The sequence below is a fragment of the Flavobacterium anhuiense genome (assembly GCF_050990855.1).
Lineage (GTDB): Bacteria > Bacteroidota > Bacteroidia > Flavobacteriales > Flavobacteriaceae > Flavobacterium > Flavobacterium anhuiense_C.
In genome coordinates, this window is the sequence record NZ_CP158861.1 from 5170930 (window position 1) to 5187750 (window position 16821).

14 protein-coding genes are annotated in these 16821 nt (G+C 32.8%); 10 read left to right on the forward strand and 4 right to left on the reverse strand.

Annotated features, from left to right (window positions below; genetic code table 11):
* The first annotated feature begins 8 nt into the window (after window positions 1–8).
* A complete protein-coding gene (locus ABTV69_RS22175) occupies window positions 9–4028 on the forward strand; it encodes a PAS domain S-box protein (protein WP_433832755.1) in 4020 nt (1339 codons plus the stop codon).
* Window positions 4029–4220: 192 nt separating this feature from the next.
* Here ABTV69_RS22175 and ABTV69_RS22180 read toward each other — a convergent pair whose 3' ends face one another.
* Both ABTV69_RS22180 and ABTV69_RS22185 read right to left on the reverse strand, forming a co-directional pair.
* Window positions 4221–4637 carry a lipocalin family protein gene (locus tag ABTV69_RS22180; RefSeq protein ID WP_433832757.1) on the reverse strand — a complete coding sequence of 139 codons (417 nt, stop codon included), beginning with the start codon at window positions 4635–4637 and terminating at the stop codon, window positions 4221–4223.
* Window positions 4638–4763: 126 nt separating this feature from the next.
* Window positions 4764–5696: a hypothetical protein gene (locus ABTV69_RS22185; protein WP_433832759.1), complete on the reverse strand. Its 933-nt coding sequence runs from the start codon at window positions 5694–5696 to the stop codon at window positions 4764–4766.
* A 316-nt stretch (window positions 5697–6012) separates the two neighbouring features.
* On the opposite strand from ABTV69_RS22185, the gene ABTV69_RS22190 reads away from it, so the two are divergent.
* The 7 genes from ABTV69_RS22190 (at window position 6013) to ABTV69_RS22220 (ending at window position 12090) form a co-directional block, all read left to right on the forward strand.
* Entirely contained in the window at window positions 6013–6204 is a 192-nt protein-coding gene (locus ABTV69_RS22190; protein WP_433832761.1) for a hypothetical protein, read from the forward strand.
* A 54-nt stretch (window positions 6205–6258) separates the two neighbouring features.
* The gene (locus ABTV69_RS22195) at window positions 6259–7953 is read left to right on the forward strand and encodes a tetratricopeptide repeat-containing sensor histidine kinase (protein ID WP_433832763.1); all 1695 of its coding nucleotides are present in this window, start codon (window positions 6259–6261) and stop codon (window positions 7951–7953) included.
* 6 nt (window positions 7954–7959) lie between these two features.
* A complete protein-coding gene (locus ABTV69_RS22200) occupies window positions 7960–8628 on the forward strand; it encodes a response regulator (protein WP_433832765.1) in 669 nt (222 codons plus the stop codon).
* A 132-nt stretch (window positions 8629–8760) separates the two neighbouring features.
* Window positions 8761–9828 (forward strand): type I restriction endonuclease, encoded by a 1068-nt coding sequence (locus ABTV69_RS22205; protein WP_433832767.1) that lies wholly within the window; start codon window positions 8761–8763, stop codon window positions 9826–9828.
* Window positions 9829–9893: 65 nt separating this feature from the next.
* Window positions 9894–10307, forward strand: coding sequence for a hypothetical protein (locus ABTV69_RS22210; protein WP_433832769.1), 414 nt, complete (start codon window positions 9894–9896; stop codon window positions 10305–10307).
* Window positions 10308–10317: 10 nt separating this feature from the next.
* Window positions 10318–10527, forward strand: a complete 210-nt coding sequence (locus ABTV69_RS22215; protein WP_433832771.1) for a hypothetical protein — start codon at window positions 10318–10320, stop codon at window positions 10525–10527.
* A 210-nt stretch (window positions 10528–10737) separates the two neighbouring features.
* Window positions 10738–12090, forward strand: coding sequence for a GH1 family beta-glucosidase (locus ABTV69_RS22220; protein ID WP_433832773.1), 1353 nt, complete (start codon window positions 10738–10740; stop codon window positions 12088–12090).
* A gap of 236 nt (window positions 12091–12326) precedes the next feature.
* Here ABTV69_RS22220 and ABTV69_RS22225 read toward each other — a convergent pair whose 3' ends face one another.
* Window positions 12327–12692: a hypothetical protein gene (locus ABTV69_RS22225; protein ID WP_433832775.1), complete on the reverse strand. Its 366-nt coding sequence runs from the start codon at window positions 12690–12692 to the stop codon at window positions 12327–12329.
* A 365-nt stretch (window positions 12693–13057) separates the two neighbouring features.
* Window positions 13058–13687 carry a hypothetical protein gene (locus ABTV69_RS22230; protein ID WP_433832777.1) on the reverse strand — a complete coding sequence of 210 codons (630 nt, stop codon included), beginning with the start codon at window positions 13685–13687 and terminating at the stop codon, window positions 13058–13060.
* 564 nt (window positions 13688–14251) lie between these two features.
* On the opposite strand from ABTV69_RS22230, the gene ABTV69_RS22235 reads away from it, so the two are divergent.
* Together ABTV69_RS22235 and ABTV69_RS22240 are read left to right on the forward strand one after the other, a co-directional pair.
* On the forward strand, window positions 14252–14458 hold the full coding sequence (locus ABTV69_RS22235; RefSeq protein WP_433832779.1) for a hypothetical protein: 207 nt from the start codon (window positions 14252–14254) through the stop codon (window positions 14456–14458).
* A 703-nt stretch (window positions 14459–15161) separates the two neighbouring features.
* Window positions 15162–16640 carry a tetratricopeptide repeat-containing sensor histidine kinase gene (locus ABTV69_RS22240; RefSeq protein WP_433832781.1) on the forward strand — a complete coding sequence of 493 codons (1479 nt, stop codon included), beginning with the start codon at window positions 15162–15164 and terminating at the stop codon, window positions 16638–16640.
* Window positions 16641–16821: the final 181 nt, after the last annotated feature.

The window sequence follows — 16821 nt, forward strand, 5'->3', positions numbered from 1 at the left end:
CTTTGGCAATGAACCGCAAACAAAAGGAACATTATTTTCTTACTCAAGAGGGAGAAATGGGGAATTTAATTCGTTCTGCAGATTGGAGCAAAACACCTTTGGGAGATCCAGAAAATTGGCCACAAAGTTTAAAAACAATGACAGCAATGATGTTGGGCAATCCGTTTGGAATGTACATTGCTTGGGGAGAAAACTATACGCAATTGTATAATGATGCTTTTCGTCCTATTCTTGGCGCTTCCAAGCATCCGCAAGCATTGGGAATCAGTTCTCGAGAAACATTTAGCGAAATCTGGGAAACCATTGGGCCAATGTTTATCGATGTCATGAAAGGCAACGCAGTAAGTTTTCCTGATTTTAAAGTTCCGTTACATCGAAATGGCTATACAGAAGATTGTTTTTTTGATTTTTCATACAGTCCAATACCATTAGAGGACGGATCTATTGGTGGCATTTTGGTCACCGTTATCGAAACTACCGAAAAAAAAATTGTTGCAGATGCTTTGCAAGAAAGTAATGCGCGCTTTGTCAACAATATCATGCAGGCGCCTGTAGCCATGTGCATTTTTAGAGGCGAAAATCATATTGTTGAAATCGCCAACGAACAAATGTTACAACTTTGGGATACAAAAGCCGAAAATATAATTAACAAACCCATTTTTGAAGTACTGCCAGGATTAAAGAAACAAGGTTTTGATGAAATTTTGCATAGTGTTTTTAGAGACGGAAAAAAAATTACGACAGACGAACTTTTTGTCCAATTAAGCCGAAACGGACAAACTGAAAATACCTACATCAATTTTGTTTACGAAGCTTTACGCGAAAAAGATGGCACTATTTCTGGCGTAGCAGCAATTGCAACAGAGGTTACAGCCCAAGTTTTAGCGCGTTCAAAAGTAGAAGAAAGTGAACAAAAAATAAGACAGTTAGTAGAAAACGCACCTTTTCCGATTGCGGTTTATGTTGGAAAAGAAATGCGAATTGAACTAGCAAATGAATCTATCATAAAAATTTGGGGAAAAGGCCCAAATGTAATTGGAAAAACATATCGCGAAATTCTTCCAGAACTAGAAAATCAATCGGTTTTTGAGCAGGTCGAATCGGTTTTTGAAACTGGGCTTTCTTTTCATTCCAGAAATTCCCGTATCGATCTTGTCATCGATGATAAGCTGCAATCTTTTTATTTCAATTACAGTTTTACGCCTTTGTACGATTTAAATGGTAAAATCTACGGTGTAATGAATACCGCTGTAGAAATTACAGATCTGTATTTGGCCAAACAAAAAATTGAAGAAAGCGATAAGCGATTTCGCGATACGGTAAAACAAGCTCCTGTTGGTATCACTATTCTTCGAGGTCCAGAATATGTTGTCGAAATGGCCAATGAAGCTTATCTTAAGCTTGTTGACAGAGATGAAGAAACTTTCGTTGGAAGCCCACTATATGATTCGCTCCCAGAAGTAAAAGAAACCGTTAGCACGTTATTAGACAATGTTTTGAATACTGGAATTCCTTTTCATGGAATTGAAGTTCCCGTTCCTTTAAATCGATATGGGAAAATAGAAATTTGTTATTTTGATTTTCTGTACCATCCATTAAAAGAAGAAGACGGGACCATATCAGGAATCTTAGTAACCGTTAGCGAAGTAAGTGAAAAAGTAGAAGCCAGAACAAAAATAGAGCTTAACGAAGATCGCCTTAAAATTGTTGTCGAAGCCAGCGAATTGGGAACATGGGAACTAAATGTAAAAACCGGCGAACTAACCTATTCTCAAAGATATCTCGAAATTATTCATGGTCGAATTGAAGCAACTTTATTGACGCATCAAGAATTACTGGCACATATTTATCCCGATGATGTGCAGATTAGAAATGAAGGTTTTAAAGAAGCGCTAGAATCTGGCATTTTAAATTATGAAGTTCGCGTAATTTGGAAAGATAAATCGATTCATTGGATAGAAGCAAAAGGAAAAGTTTTCTATGATGAAAATAAGGAGCCTGCCAAACTAATAGGAACTATTCGAGATATTACTGAAGAGAAAAATTACCAGCAGCAAATAGAAGAAAGCGAAAAGAAACTGCGAAATCTTATTATGCAGTCGCCTGTTCCAAAAGCCATTTTAAGAGGAAATGATTTTGTAATCGAAATGGCCAATTTTGTGCTTTTAAATAATATCTGGAAAAAAGAGGAAAGTGAAGTTCAAGGAAAAAAAATATTAGAGATATTTCCAGAACTCAAGAGTCAGAAATATGCACATTTACTAAAACAAGTTTACGAATCTGGAAACGTCTATGCTGAATCTGAATCTTTACTGTTTATTAAAAATGAAAAGTTAGGCAATCAATTTTATGTAGATTTTGAATTTGCACCGCTTCGCGAAAGCGATAATTCGATTTCTGGAATCAGAATGACGCTTATTGATGTTACAGAAAAAGTTGAAGCCAGAAAAAAAATCGAAGAAAGCGAGAAAAGATTCCGTTCACTTACTGAAAGTATTCCCCAATTAATTTGGGAAACTGACGCCGAAGGAAAAGCACTTTTTACCTCAGGAAGATGGCTCGAATATACCGGAGTTGAACCAGGAGTTGAAGGTTCTTGGCAAAAAATGATTCACCCAGACGATTTTGATGAAAATGTCAAAATATGGCAACACGCGCTTGCCACAGGCGAAATGTATCGTTGTGATGTAAGAATGCGTAGAAAAGACGGCTCGTACAGATGGCATACTGTTATTGGCGAACCTGTTTTTGGCCCTAATAATAAGATCATAAAATGGGTTGGCGCTTTTACCGATATTCATACCGAAAAAGCTTTTACGCATGAGCTTGAACAGCAAGTTACAGCAAGAACTAGAGAGTTAATTCAGATTAACGAATCGCTTAGAAAAAGTGAAGAACGTTATCATTTAATGGTCGAAGAAGTACAAGAATATTCAATTCTATACTTAAATCCGAATGGTATTGTAGAAAATTGGAATGTTGGAGCCGAAAAGATTAAAGGCTATAAAGCCGAGGAAATTGTCGGAAAATATTTTGCTGTTTTTTACACCAAAGAAGATCAGGAAGCCAAACTGCCAGAAAAATTGTTAGGACTTGCAAGAGAAAAAGGAAAAGTAATTCATGAAGGCTGGCGCGCGCGCAAGGATGGAAGTCTATTTTGGGCTAGTGTGGTTATTACTGCTGTTCATAACAAAAAAGGCGATACCATTGGTTTTTCTAAAGTAACGCATGACCTAACCGAAAGAAAAAAAGCCGATGATACATTGAAAATGAATGCACTCGAACTAGAGCAAAAAAACAATGAGCTAGAAGAAATGAACAAAGAACTTCAGTCATTTGCCTATATTTCGAGTCATGATTTGCAGGAGCCACTGCGTAAAATACAAACTTTCGCTTCGCAGATTATTGAGAAAGAATCGGAAAATTTATCAGAAAATGGAAAAGATAAATTCAAACGAATGCAGAATGCCGCACAGCGAATGCAAACTTTAATTAATGATTTATTGGCATATTCGAGAACCAACAGTCAAGAACGCGTTTTTATAAAAACAGATCTCAGCCAAATTATTAGAGAAGTAAAAGAAGACTTAACCGAAGAATTAGAACAAAAAAACGCTCTTATTGAAATCGGAAATACTTCTGAAGTGGACATTATTCCGTTTCAGTTCAAACAGTTGCTCTATAATTTGATCAGTAATTCGTTGAAATTCTCAAATCCTGAAATTCCGATTGTAATTAAAATTACAAGCGAGATCGCATTAGGCCAAGATTTGAAAGAAGAAAAACTGATTCCAGCTAAAAAATATGTCCATGTTAGAGTTTCGGATAACGGAATTGGTTTTGAAGCCCAATACAACAAAAAGATATTTGAAGTTTTCCAACGTCTGCACGGAAGAGATCGTTACAACGGCACGGGAATCGGACTCGCCATTGTTAAAAAAATTGTAGAAAACCACAATGGAGTCATTACTGCGTCTGGAATTCAAAACAAAGGCGCTTCTTTTGATATTTATATTCCAGCAAAATGATAATTTTTAAAATCCAAATCCCAAATCCCAAATCCCAAATTCTAAAATCCCAAATTCTAAAATCTAAATTCTAAAATCTAAATTCTAAAATCTAAATTCTGAATTTCAAATCCATAAAAAAACGGAAACTTCTTAATTAAAGTTTCCGTTTTTCATTTCAAAACGAATTGAAATTATCTCAAAACAATTTTATTATCTAGTGTAAACAGTAATTACACCAGTAGTTTTGTCTTTAAGTTTTAATTCTTTGTTTGTTAGATTCATAATATCACTAGTTGTGCTTATGTTTCCAACAGTAAGAGTCAAATCATTGTGAGATCTTACATAAGTACCTGTTGTTTCAGTTAAAGCACAATTACTTCCGTCATAATCGCCATATACTGCAGCATTACTTAATCTTAAGTCCAAATAATCTCTATTACATCCAGGTGCATTTTGAATTGCATCAACTAATACTTCTTGTCCATTCACAATTGTTCCTGTTTGGCTTAGGTTATATTTCCCTTGAATTGGAACAATTGTTTCTCCTTCATTATCGTCGTTACTACAAGAGGTTACGAACATTCCCGCGCTTAAGGCTAATACGAATAATATACTTCTATTTTTCATGTTTGTTTGTTTTTTAATTATTTAATTCAATACTGCTAAATTAAATGTATATACTTACAAAAAATTTCATGATTTAAGGAATATATTACATAAATCGCATTTTTATAAAAATTAAGACTTCTGCAATTAATCACATTTTGGTCTATTTGTCAAATACTGATCAATCATATACTTTGTAATTGGCCTCAAAAATTTATTAGTATTTTCAGGATATGGAGCGTATTGATTGAAACATTCTATAGAATTTCCAACTTTAATGTAGAACACCTTTGCTTTACCATTAGTGTCAAAAAAAGCTGTAGTATCGCATACTGCTATCTTTTTCAAATTAAAATATCGAGCATCATAATACGTCTCACAAAATCCTTCTTCAGATCTTTCTATTTTTTCATAATGATCATTTACCCAAGTCATGCAGTCTTTTTTGAGAAAAGATGTTCCTATAATTGTTCCTGCAAAAACAACCCCTATTGCAATTCCTGTGAATAAAAGTTTCTTTTTAAAATTGTCCAAAAGTTTTTCTTTAAGACTTTTAATTGCCTTTGGAGATTGAGGCGGCAACACTACTACTGTTTGAATCTCGATGTCTTTTCCTCCTTCTTCCTTAGTTTCATTTTCAGAAAAAAATTTTTCTTTTAATTTAGAATTTGAAAAAGGAAGGTTTTTATCATTTTCAATTAAATCTTCCTGTTGGAGTATTCCAAATTTTTCAAAATCTCTATAAGGTCTATGTTGAAAATCTACCAAGATTGCAGCCATCTCAATTCTCGTTCTGTTTTCGGTATTTGTTCCTTCCAAAAAATTAATTATCGCCTTTAATTTCCCAACATTAAAATTTTCAATTGCCTTTTTTAAGGATAAGTTTTCTTTTGCTCCAAAAAACAACTCTAAAATTTTTTTATCAATTTCACTCAACCCTTTTTCTGCTAATCTTAGATAGAAATCTCTTAATTGAGCAGGAGTAAGATCTGATAAAGTACCAGATACATCTTTCTCCATTGCGATTTTATAATGAAGTCGAATAGCGTTTTTATAATCTATAATAGTAAAGTTGTTCATAAGCTTTTACGGAATAATTAGAATCATCGGAAAGATCGGAATTGTTTACCAACACAGCCTCAAAACGGTTGTTACTTTGCCTCAACAAAATTAGTTATCGCTTTGATCTGCAGGTCAAAAGCAAATGTACAAAACTAGTTCATGTACCAAGTGTGGAAAACCGTAAGACGGATTTTATTCCGGGAAGTATAGATGAAAATCTTGCGGTTCTACACACTTCACTTCCCAAACAAAATTTGGTATTGCCATTTAAAAACCAACCCGAATAAAGATTTCGGACCGCAATACCCATGTTCAACTTTTAAATTTTAAAAAAATGAAAACTTTATATTTATTGGGAGCGTGCGCGCTGTTGTCAACTACATTATTTTCTTGTACTGCTGATGAATTCGAAACAGAATCAAAAAAAACTGAGGTAAAAAAAGAAGCTGTTCCGTCAGAAGGACAAGCAGATGCTCCAGACGGTCCTGGTGATGATCCGACTAATATTACTCCACCAAAAAAATAACAAATAAAATTTGTTGTTTTCAATAAATTGCTAAATTCGGGGAAAGTAAGATTTATGTTACGATCCCCGTTTTTTTGTTTCTTTATTTTTCTTCTTTTCATTTCCTGTGAAGAGAAAACCAGCGTATCAATAAAACCCGAAAAAGCAAATAAAGAAGCCAAATTGCTACAAGAAAAAGCTACAGAACAATTTCTGAAGAGCAATTACAATACTGCTTTTTACCTTTTTAATAAATCAAAAATTGCCTTTGAACTTTCCAAAGACAGTGCAAATATTGTTTACAATTTAATTCGGATGGCCAATATCCAGCAAATAAATGGTGATTATTACGGAAGTAAAGAAACATTAACAGAAGCATTGCCTTATGCAAACATTGACAATACTTATAAATCTGCAATTAATAATTTTTTCGGAATTGCCGATAAAGAACTCGCGATTTATGACGATGCCATTTTTTATTATAATGAAGCTATAAAAGACACAAATGATCAGGTTGCCAAACAATCTCCTTTAAATAATATTGCTGTTGTTTATATTAAAAAAAAGAATTACGACGAGGCAATTAAAATTTTAGAGTCTGTTTTAAAAACAAAGGCGTTAGATGCTTATGCAAAAAGTAAAGCGAGAGTTATTGACAATTTAGGATTTGCTTATTATAAAAAAGATTTAAATGAAAAAGGGCTTCAACTCATGCATGAAGGTCTGGAATTAAGAATAAAAGCAGATGATTTATATGGGAGTATTGAAAGCTATTTCCATTTTGCAGAATTCTATTCTAAAACTGATATTCAAAAATCAAATGAATATGCTAAAAAAGCTTATGAAATTGCAACTAAATTCAATAGTATCGACGAACGTCTTAGAGCATTAGCTTTTCTTATTTCTAACGGATCTGAAGCAAAGTATGGCAAAAAGTACATTTCTTTAAATGACAGCATAATCAAAGTTAGAAACAACTTTAAAAACAAGTTTGCCAAAATTAAATATGATTCTAAAAAGGAAAAAGACGAAAACCAGAAACTGAGACTAGAAAAAGCAGAGACTTCTCTTGCGTTGCAAAAAGCGCATTATCAAAAGATCTTTTTTACAATTGGTATTGCCACGCTTTTTCTTTTGTTGCTTTATGTGAGAAAGTTTTATCAGAACCGAAATCGAATTGAAAAACTAAAAACAGCGTATGACACTGAAACCAGAATTGCCAAAGACATTCATGATGAGTTGGCAAATGACGTTTTCAACACCATTACTTTTACACAAACCCAGCCATTAGAAAATGAAAGCACCAAAGAAAATTTAATTCAAAAATTGGATACTATCTATTCGCGAGTGCGAGGAATTTCTCGAGAAAATAATGATATTGACACGGGGCCAAGTTTCCCTAATAATTTAAAAGAAATGCTCTCTACTTATAATAGCGGTCAAACAAACGTTATTATAAATGGTGTTGAAAAAATAAACTGGGATTCGGTTGATGATTTAAAGAAGATTGCCATTCAACGTGTATTGCATGAATTAATGGTCAATATGAAAAAACATAGTGAAGCTCCAGTTGTATCCATAAAATTTGATACTAACTCAAATTCTTTACTTATTGACTACAGTGATAATGGAAAAGGCTGCGAAAAATCAAAAATTATAAAAAATGGTTTGCAAAATATGGAAATCCGTATTCTGGCTGTAAAAGGAACTATTACTTTTGACACTGAACCCGATAAAGGTTTTAAAGTAAAAATAACAATGCCTAAATAAAAGCCTATGTTTAAAAAAGTAATTATAGCCGAGGATTTTGAAGAATTCAATTTAGCCATAAAACAAACTTTGAATGATTTCAATATTACCAATTTTCAACATGCAAAATATTGTGATGATGCCTTTCTTAAAATAAGAAAAGCCATTCAGGATAATGAGCCATACGATTTATTAATTAGTGATCTTTCATTTAAAAAAGACCATCGCGAAGTAAAAATCGGCAGTGGTGACGAGCTAATTCATAAAGTTCGTGAACTGCAACCTGACATTAAAATTATAGCCTACTCTATTGAAGATAAAAATGCTCGCATAAAATCGCTTTTTGAAGATTCTGAAATTAATGCTTTTGTCCTAAAAGGCAGAAACAGTATTGAAGATCTTAAAAAAGCTATAAACATAATTTCAACTTCAGATCAAAAATTTATTTCTCTAGAAGTTGCTTCAGCGCTGCAGGAAAAAGGCAATTACGAAATAGACGATGTCGACATTAAAATTCTTAAATATTTATCTGACGGAACATCTCAGGATGAAATTATAGAAATTTTTAAAAACAGTGATGTAAAACCAAATAGCAAAAGCGCTATGGAGAAAAGATTGGCGAAACTGAAAGATTTTTTCAAAGCTAATAATACCATTCATCTGGTTTCGATTACAAAAGATATGGGGATAATTTAATCTCTATTTACTATTTATTTAAAGCTCCTTCGGGAGCTTTTTTTATTTCTTTCTTTTTTCGAATTACGGATTTCCATAATACACTGATTTTTATTGGTTTTACATTTGAATTATTAATTTAAACTACAACCTATGGAAATGAATATTCAACTAAAATCATTGGCAGATAAAATAAATCAGCTGAAAAGTAAAATTGAAACTGAAGAATCTACTAAGCATGCCTTTGTATTACCCTTTATACATATTTTGGGTTACGATGCCTTTAATCCGCTAGAAGTAGTTCCTGAATTTACAGCCGATCTTGGGCTAAAAAAAGGAGAAAAAGTAGATTATGCTATTTTTCAGAATGGCGAACCAATTATTATTGTAGAATGCAAAAGCTGGAAAGAAAAACTTACGGTTCATAATTCGCAATTGTTCCGCTATTTTCATGTGACAAAAACCCGATTTGCACTTTTAACAAATGGAATCCAATATCAATTTTTTACTGACTTAGATGATCAGAACAAAATGGACGAAAAACCATTTTTAGAATTTGATATCTGCAATTTAAAAGAAAATATGATAAACGAAATTGCGAAGTTTCATAAAGCAAATTTTGATGTTGACAATATTGTAAGTAATGCCAGCTCACTAAAATACATCAAAGAAATTAAGAAGCTTATCAATGCTGAATTGGAAAATCCTTCAAACGATTTTACAAAACTCTTTGCTAGCAAAATATACACCGGAAGACTGACGGAAAAAGTCGTTGATGAATTTAAAGATTTGGTTCAAAAATCAGTTAGTCAATTTATTAATGACAAAATTAATGATCGTTTAAATGCAGCTTTAAGCAAAGAAACTATCAAACAGCAAGATGAAGAAATTATCACGGCTGAAGATGACAGCAAAGTTGTTACAACCGAAGAAGAACTTGACGCTTATCGCATAGTAGTTGCCATTTTACGCCGAAAACTGCCAGTTGCCAGAATCGTACATCGCGATACACAATCTTATTTTGGAATACTGCTGGACGATAATAATCGTAAACCTCTTTGCAGACTTCACCTAAACAGTGGAAAAAAATATATAAGCCTTTTCAACAATAATAAAACGGAAGCTAAAATTGCAATATCCTCAATTGATGACATTTACCAATATGAAAAAGAATTACTAGAAACGGTAGCTCTTTATGAAACAGAATTAAATCCCGTATAAGTACTCACTTTAAAGAATATAATTCTAAGTAGATTTATCGCAACTAACTAAATACCACATTGCCTATGCGAAAAAACTACCTCATCTTATTTGCATTATTTTCATTTTATTCCTGCAAAAAGGCTGCTTCACCGCCTCCTCTGCCACAAGTTAATTCATTTTACAAATCGGTAATTACGGCAGATGACCGAAAAACAATTACAACGGAAGAAGCCAAAACATATCATGTAAGTTCTACCTACAAATACGAATATCGAACAGGACATCCTGGACATTATAAGTACAACTATCATGTAAAAGGAGTCAATATTACAGGCGATTCTGTTTTTGGAAACATGAATACAGAAGGGAAATACGGTGCTGGAATTTTAGTAACAGATAGTATTCCTGAGCTTGAAATTTCTACAGAATGGGTTTCTCACGGAAAATTAAAAGCTGTGGATAAAAAAGGAAACGAATACAACCTAGTTGTCAAATAAAAACAGAACAATGAAATATATCTTACTCTTGCTTTTTATTTTTTGCAGTTCTTTCTATACAACAGAAACCAACGTTTTTATTTGCGGTCCTACCGGTGCAAAAAAATACCATTATAATGCAAACTGTCGTGGCTTAAGTTCTTGTAGTCACGGTGTAGTAAAAACCTCTCTCAAACAAGCTCAAGGTTTAGGATTAACACTTTGTGGATGGGAAGATTAATCTCTTCCCATTTTTACACTTTAACCATTTGATAATAATCACTTTACAATAAATTCACATTAGTTTTCTTAATTTGATATAAAACTAATCGTTATGAAACTTTTTAATCTAAAATTTCTAGTATCATTTAAAGAATGGCTTTTCTTGAGAGCAATGCAATCATCTTTCCTACATTAATCAATAGCTAATTATAAAGGAAAATACGATTGAATGAATAAAGTCGAAAGCTCATTTCTGAATAAAAACCAATTTGGTGAAGGTTTCTTGTGGGGTGTTTCAACCGCAGCTTTCCAAATTGAAGGCGCGCATGATTCGGACGGAAAAGGTTCTTCTATCTGGGATGTTTTTACTTCTCAAAAAGGAAAAATTAAAAACGGTCATCATGCCCTAACTGCCTGCGATTTCTACAACTCTTATCAGGAAGATATCAATCTAATTAAGGAACTTAATATTCCGAATTTTAGATTTTCTATCAGCTGGCCTAGAATTATGCCAACTGGTGTTCATCCTATTAATCAAGCGGGAATCGATTACTACAACAAAATCATAGATTCGCTACTGGCCTCTGGCATCGAACCTTGGATCACGCTTTACCATTGGGATTTGCCACATGATTTGGAAATAAAAGGAGGTTGGACCAACCGAGAATCTGTTTCGTGGTTTAAAGAATATGTTGAAGTATGCGTACAGTATTTTGGCGATCGCGTCAAAAACTGGATGGTCATCAACGAGCCTTCTGTTTTTACTGGAGCTGGTTATTTTTTAGGCATTCACGCTCCTGGCAAAAAAGGAATTACCAATTACTTAAAAGCCATGCATCATGTTACTTTGGCAACTGCAGCTGGAGCTAAGATAATTAGAAACAGAATTCCGCACGCGCACATCGGAACTACTTTTTCGTGCACACATATCGAACCTGCTACGGAAAGCGCAAAAGATGTTGAAGCCGCAAAACGTGTCGATACGTTATTGAATCGAACGTTTATAGAACCCATTTTAGGGTTAGGTTATCCGCAGAAAGATCTTCCGGTTCTTAAAAAACTTAATAATTACATTTTAGAAGACGACTTAAACAATCTCGATTTCGATTTTGATTTTATTGGTTTGCAATGTTATACTCGCGAAGTGGTAAAATCGGCAATGTTGATTCCGTATATTGGTGCAGAATTAGTAAGCGCCGAAAAGCGAAATGTAATTGCTACCGATATGGGCTGGGAAGTTTATCCGCCAGCGATGTATCATATTCTTAAAAAGTTTAATGAATATGACGGAATCAGAAAAATCATTGTAACTGAAAATGGCGCTGCTTTTCCTGATACTGTAAAAAACGGAAAGGTCCATGACATCAAGCGAACGCACTACATTCAGGATCATTTAGAACAGATTTTAAAAGCCAAACAAGACGGTTTAAATGTCGATGGCTATTTTGTCTGGACGTTAACGGATAACTTTGAATGGGCTGAAGGATACAACGCCCGTTTCGGATTGATTCACGTCGATTTTGAAACGCAAAAACGTACCATTAAAAATTCTGGATTGTGGTTTAAAGATTTTTTATCTTAATTTTTTTATTATTTAACCGCAAAGAACGCAAGATTTTTGTCCAATGTGACGCATATAAACGCAAAGTTCGCAAAGCTTTATCTTTAATAGCTTTGCGAACTTGCCATTTAAATTGCTCGCAAAGAATATAAAAAAGACTTTGCGATCTGCGTCTTTGCGAGATTAAAAACATCTTCGCGTGCTTTGCGTATCTCTTTGCGCCTTTGCGGTTAAATAAACTTTGCGGTTAAAAAAATTTAACGAAATCTATATTTATAATTCTGTTTTAAAATTCCAACGTGAATTTTTCCATTGGTTTTTAAATGAGTTGTCATCATAATATATTTTTCTTCGGGATATTTTACTTCAAAATTGAAGGTTGTATCTTTTACTTTAACCTGAAGCAAATGTTTTCCTTCGCCAGATGTTGGCAGTCCGACAGTTTCATAAGTTGGCAATGCTTCTGTTGCTTTCAAGTTAATATCTTGAATTTTCTCTTTATCCAGAAACACTTCTAGTTTTAAATTGTCCAATTTCATATCGGTTGGCTGTTCAAACGAGACTACGTATTTTTTACAGCTTACTGTGCATAAAACGATTAATAATAAGAGAAGCTTTTTCATAATAATGTTTTTGTAACTAATAGTTATAGATTTAAAATCTATTTTAATTTTTATAAATATAGATAATTTTATTGCAATTGGTTGGTCAAAAAAGTAAGTTTTTTAGGCTTCAGATTCTGTTTTTAATCGATTCAAAATTGTTAAAAAAAAGATGTTTTTTTCAGCAAAAAAAAGCATTATTTCCTTGATTTTATTAGGTTTAACGGTTATTTTTTCTTATCTTTATACTGTAAATAACGATAAATATATGCCGAAAAACAAACTATTTAAATTCCAAAATTTCACTTCAAAAAACCATTTATTTTACCGCTTCTTGCTTTTTATTTTTCAAAATGCATTTCTGTTTCATTTCGAAACCATTTTTTCTAATCTCTTTTCTGCACCAAGTATATGCAGGCAGAAGAAACTAGAGCAACTGCTCCAACCGCAATCGTAATTATTTTGCGAGGATATATTTTCTGAGCCAATTTTTTAGAAAATAGATTCCTAAAATTCAATAAAAGATTTCCTTTTTGAGGAACTTCTTTCGACTCTTCATGTTCATTTTTCACCAAAACCTTATCTTCTATGCCATTATTCCCGATTTCGACCGTTTCGTTCTTAACAACATTTTCAATTTGTTTGACCCCTTCAATTCTGCATTTTTCATTGAACTTTTTAAAAGGGCGCGGCTGAAAATCGACTATAACTGCGGCAAGATTTATAGCATCAATATTTGAGGGATCTGTTTCTCCCTTAAAGAAAGTTTCAATAGGCCTAAACTTATCTTTTTGATCCTTGAACTTGTTCTTTTGCGTATGATCAAAATCTAAGCACAATAAATTTCTAAAAACATTTAAATCGTCTTGCGTTGGTTTGTCTTCAAAAATAAGCCAGCACAAATCGCGGAGTTTTCCACGCGAAGGGTTGTATAAAAAATCAAAATATTCGCCCTCTTTTTCAATCTCGTATTTAATTTTAATCGCCTTTTTATATGCTTCTAATGTATTGTTCATCTTGCCTCTTTTAGAACTTCTGTTGATTTTTTATTTTCATTTATAACTAAAACTTTTTCTATGCCGGTATTTTCTACTTGTGCAATTAAGCACGTTCTAGCACTTTCAATTTTTGTTCCAAATTCTATATTATTTCTATATTTTTTTTAATGTTCGAAACCAACTTTTGACTCACTTATTGCATCTATTATAATATAGAGATTCGATTAAAATAAATAATAACCAGCAAAAAAATAGGCCTTAAATATCCTTTATATTGGGAATTCTCGGGAATCTCAGGAATCCGCAGGAATTCTGGGAATCCCTTATCAACAGTGATCTAAAAGCGCCTTTACTTTGCATCAGAAATTAGTTCAAGTTTTGTCTGCAGACTAAAACAAAAATATAAAACTAGTTCTAATTAACATTGTGGAAAACCGTAAGACCGAGTTTATTCGGGAAGTATAAATAACGTCTTACAGGTCTACACGATCAACTTCCCAAAACCAATTTTGGTATCGCATCCCAAGATCCGGATCAACTCCGGACAGCCATACCTATGTCTAATTTCTAAATTAAATTAAAATGAAAAAACTAATACTATTTGTAGCTTTCGCGCTATTGTTCACGATATTTTCTTGTACTCCTGATGAGTATGAGACGCAACCTAAGAAGAAAATTGAAAATGGTGCAACTCCTTCAGCTAATATACCTATTGATCCTAATGACCCAGAAGATCCAGATGGTCCTGGGGATAAACCAGGTAGTACACCGCCTCCGCCGGCACCATAAATTCATAATGTTGCTACTCGGGTGAAATTTTGTGAAGTGTAAAACTAATTCTTTTGTTAATCAAAAAAAATTACTTTTCTTGCTTACATAAAAATTTCACCCATATTACAATAACTAGCTTAATTTTTTTTTTTGTAGCATTGTACAGAAAATTATTATCAAATAATTCTCAGTGATAAAAATTGTCTAATCAAACAAAAATTACAGTGTAAAAACTATTACTATTTTTCGTTTTTGCAATAGCATCAACTTTATTTTCTTGTACTCCTGATGAGTATGAGACACAACCAAAGAAGAAAATTGAAAATGGTGCAACTCCTTCAGCTGATCTACCTATTGATCCTAATGACCCAGAAGATCCAGATGGTCCTGGGGATAAAGTACCACCAACAACAAAACCATAATTTTAAATAAATTATCAATGATATCTAATTAATTATTATTTTCGGGGAAAGTAAATTATATGTTACGGTCCCCGTTTTTTTATTTGATTATTACACTTTTTCTTTTTTCCTGTAATGAAAAAAAGCATATTTATCTTAATAAGGAACCAATACAAAAAGAAGCTTTAAAACTACGTGATACTGCATATGAAAATTTCATAAAACAAAATTTAAATAAGGCGTATTACCAGTTTAATGAATCAAAAGCGCTTTATGAAACTTTAAAAGACAGCGCCAATATCTCTTACATACTTTTACAAATGGCATCTATTCAACAAATGAACGGCGACTACTATGGTAGTAAGGAAACGATGACCGAAGCATTACCATATGCAATAAAGAATAGAAAATACACAGCTGCAATAAATATTAGATTAGGCATTGCAGATAAAGAACTTTCTCTTTATGAAGATGCTATTTTTTACTATAAAAAAGCTTTAAATGATTACCAAGACCCTCTTGACAAACAAGCTCCAATACAAAATATTGCTGTTATTTACATCCAGCAAAAAAAGTATAACGAAGCAATTCATCTTTTAGATTCTCTTCTAATTTCCCTTACAGATAAAGAATTAAAACATAGAACACAACCAAGTGACAAGTCAATACTTTTAGACAATTTGGGTTATGCTTATTTTAAAAATGGAATGGATGAAAAAGGATTTCAATTAATGACTGAAGGCTTACAGATTAGAATTGAAACTAATGATACTTACGGAAGTATTGAAAGCTATCTTCACCTCGCCGATTATTATTCTAAAAAAGACAAACAGAAATCAGATGCAAATGCGCTTTTAGCATACAATGCTGCTACAAAACTGAATAGTATTGACGAAAGATTAGAAGCGTTGCAAATTTTAATTTCAAACGATAACACTTCTAATACTCCTAAATACACGCAAAAATATTTCACTTTAAACGACAGTATTATTAAGATTCGAAATAATTTTAAAAATAAATCGGCCAAAATTAAATACGATGCAAAAAAGGAAAAAGATGAAAATGCAAAACTTCGATTAGAAAAAGCAGAAAATCAATTGTCGCTTCAAAAGGCTAAATATCTCAGAATTGTATTTGTAATTGTTTTTTTCTTTTTGGTGATTTTAATTGCAATTTTAATTCGCTATTACAAAAACAAAAACAAGGCTATAGAATTTAAAAGTTCGTACGATACCGAAACGAGAATTTCTAAAAAAATTCATGATGAATTGGCAAACGATGTTTTTCAGGTAATTGCTTTTGCAGAATCTCAGCCGTTGACTACAGAAAACACAAAAGAGAATCTTCTTCAGAAATTGGATGATATTTATGGTCGCGTTAGAGGAATTTCTAAAGAAAACAATAAGATTGAAACTGGCAAAGATTTCACCAAAAGCATAAAAGAAATGCTTTCTGCCTACAATACTGTCGAAAGAAATATTATTGCCACTAATCTAGAAAGTGTAAACTGGGAAGATGTTGACGATATAAAGAAAATTACTATTGGGCGTGTCTTACAAGAATTAATGGTCAACATGAAAAAACATAGTAAAGCAAACCTTGTTGTAATAAAATTTGACAGTGATCCAAAATCAATTTTAATACGCTATACGGACAACGGAATTGGTTGTGACCAAACCAAGATTTCTAAAAATGGTCTTCAGAATATGGAACACCGCATTCAGACCGTTAAAGGAATCATCGAGTTTGAGACAGAACCTGAAAATGGTTTTAAAGCAAGAATCACAATTCCGATATAAACAAAAGCCTTTCGGAAGATCCTGAAAGGCTTTTTCTTCAAAAAACAAGTAATAAAAAATTATTTCTTGTATGCTATCCTATTTTGTATTCTCATTGTCATCTTAATTAAACCTGAGTTGCTTTAAAAACTTTGATAAATTTAAACGTCCTTCTTGTCTTCCTGAGCGAAGTTGAAGGATC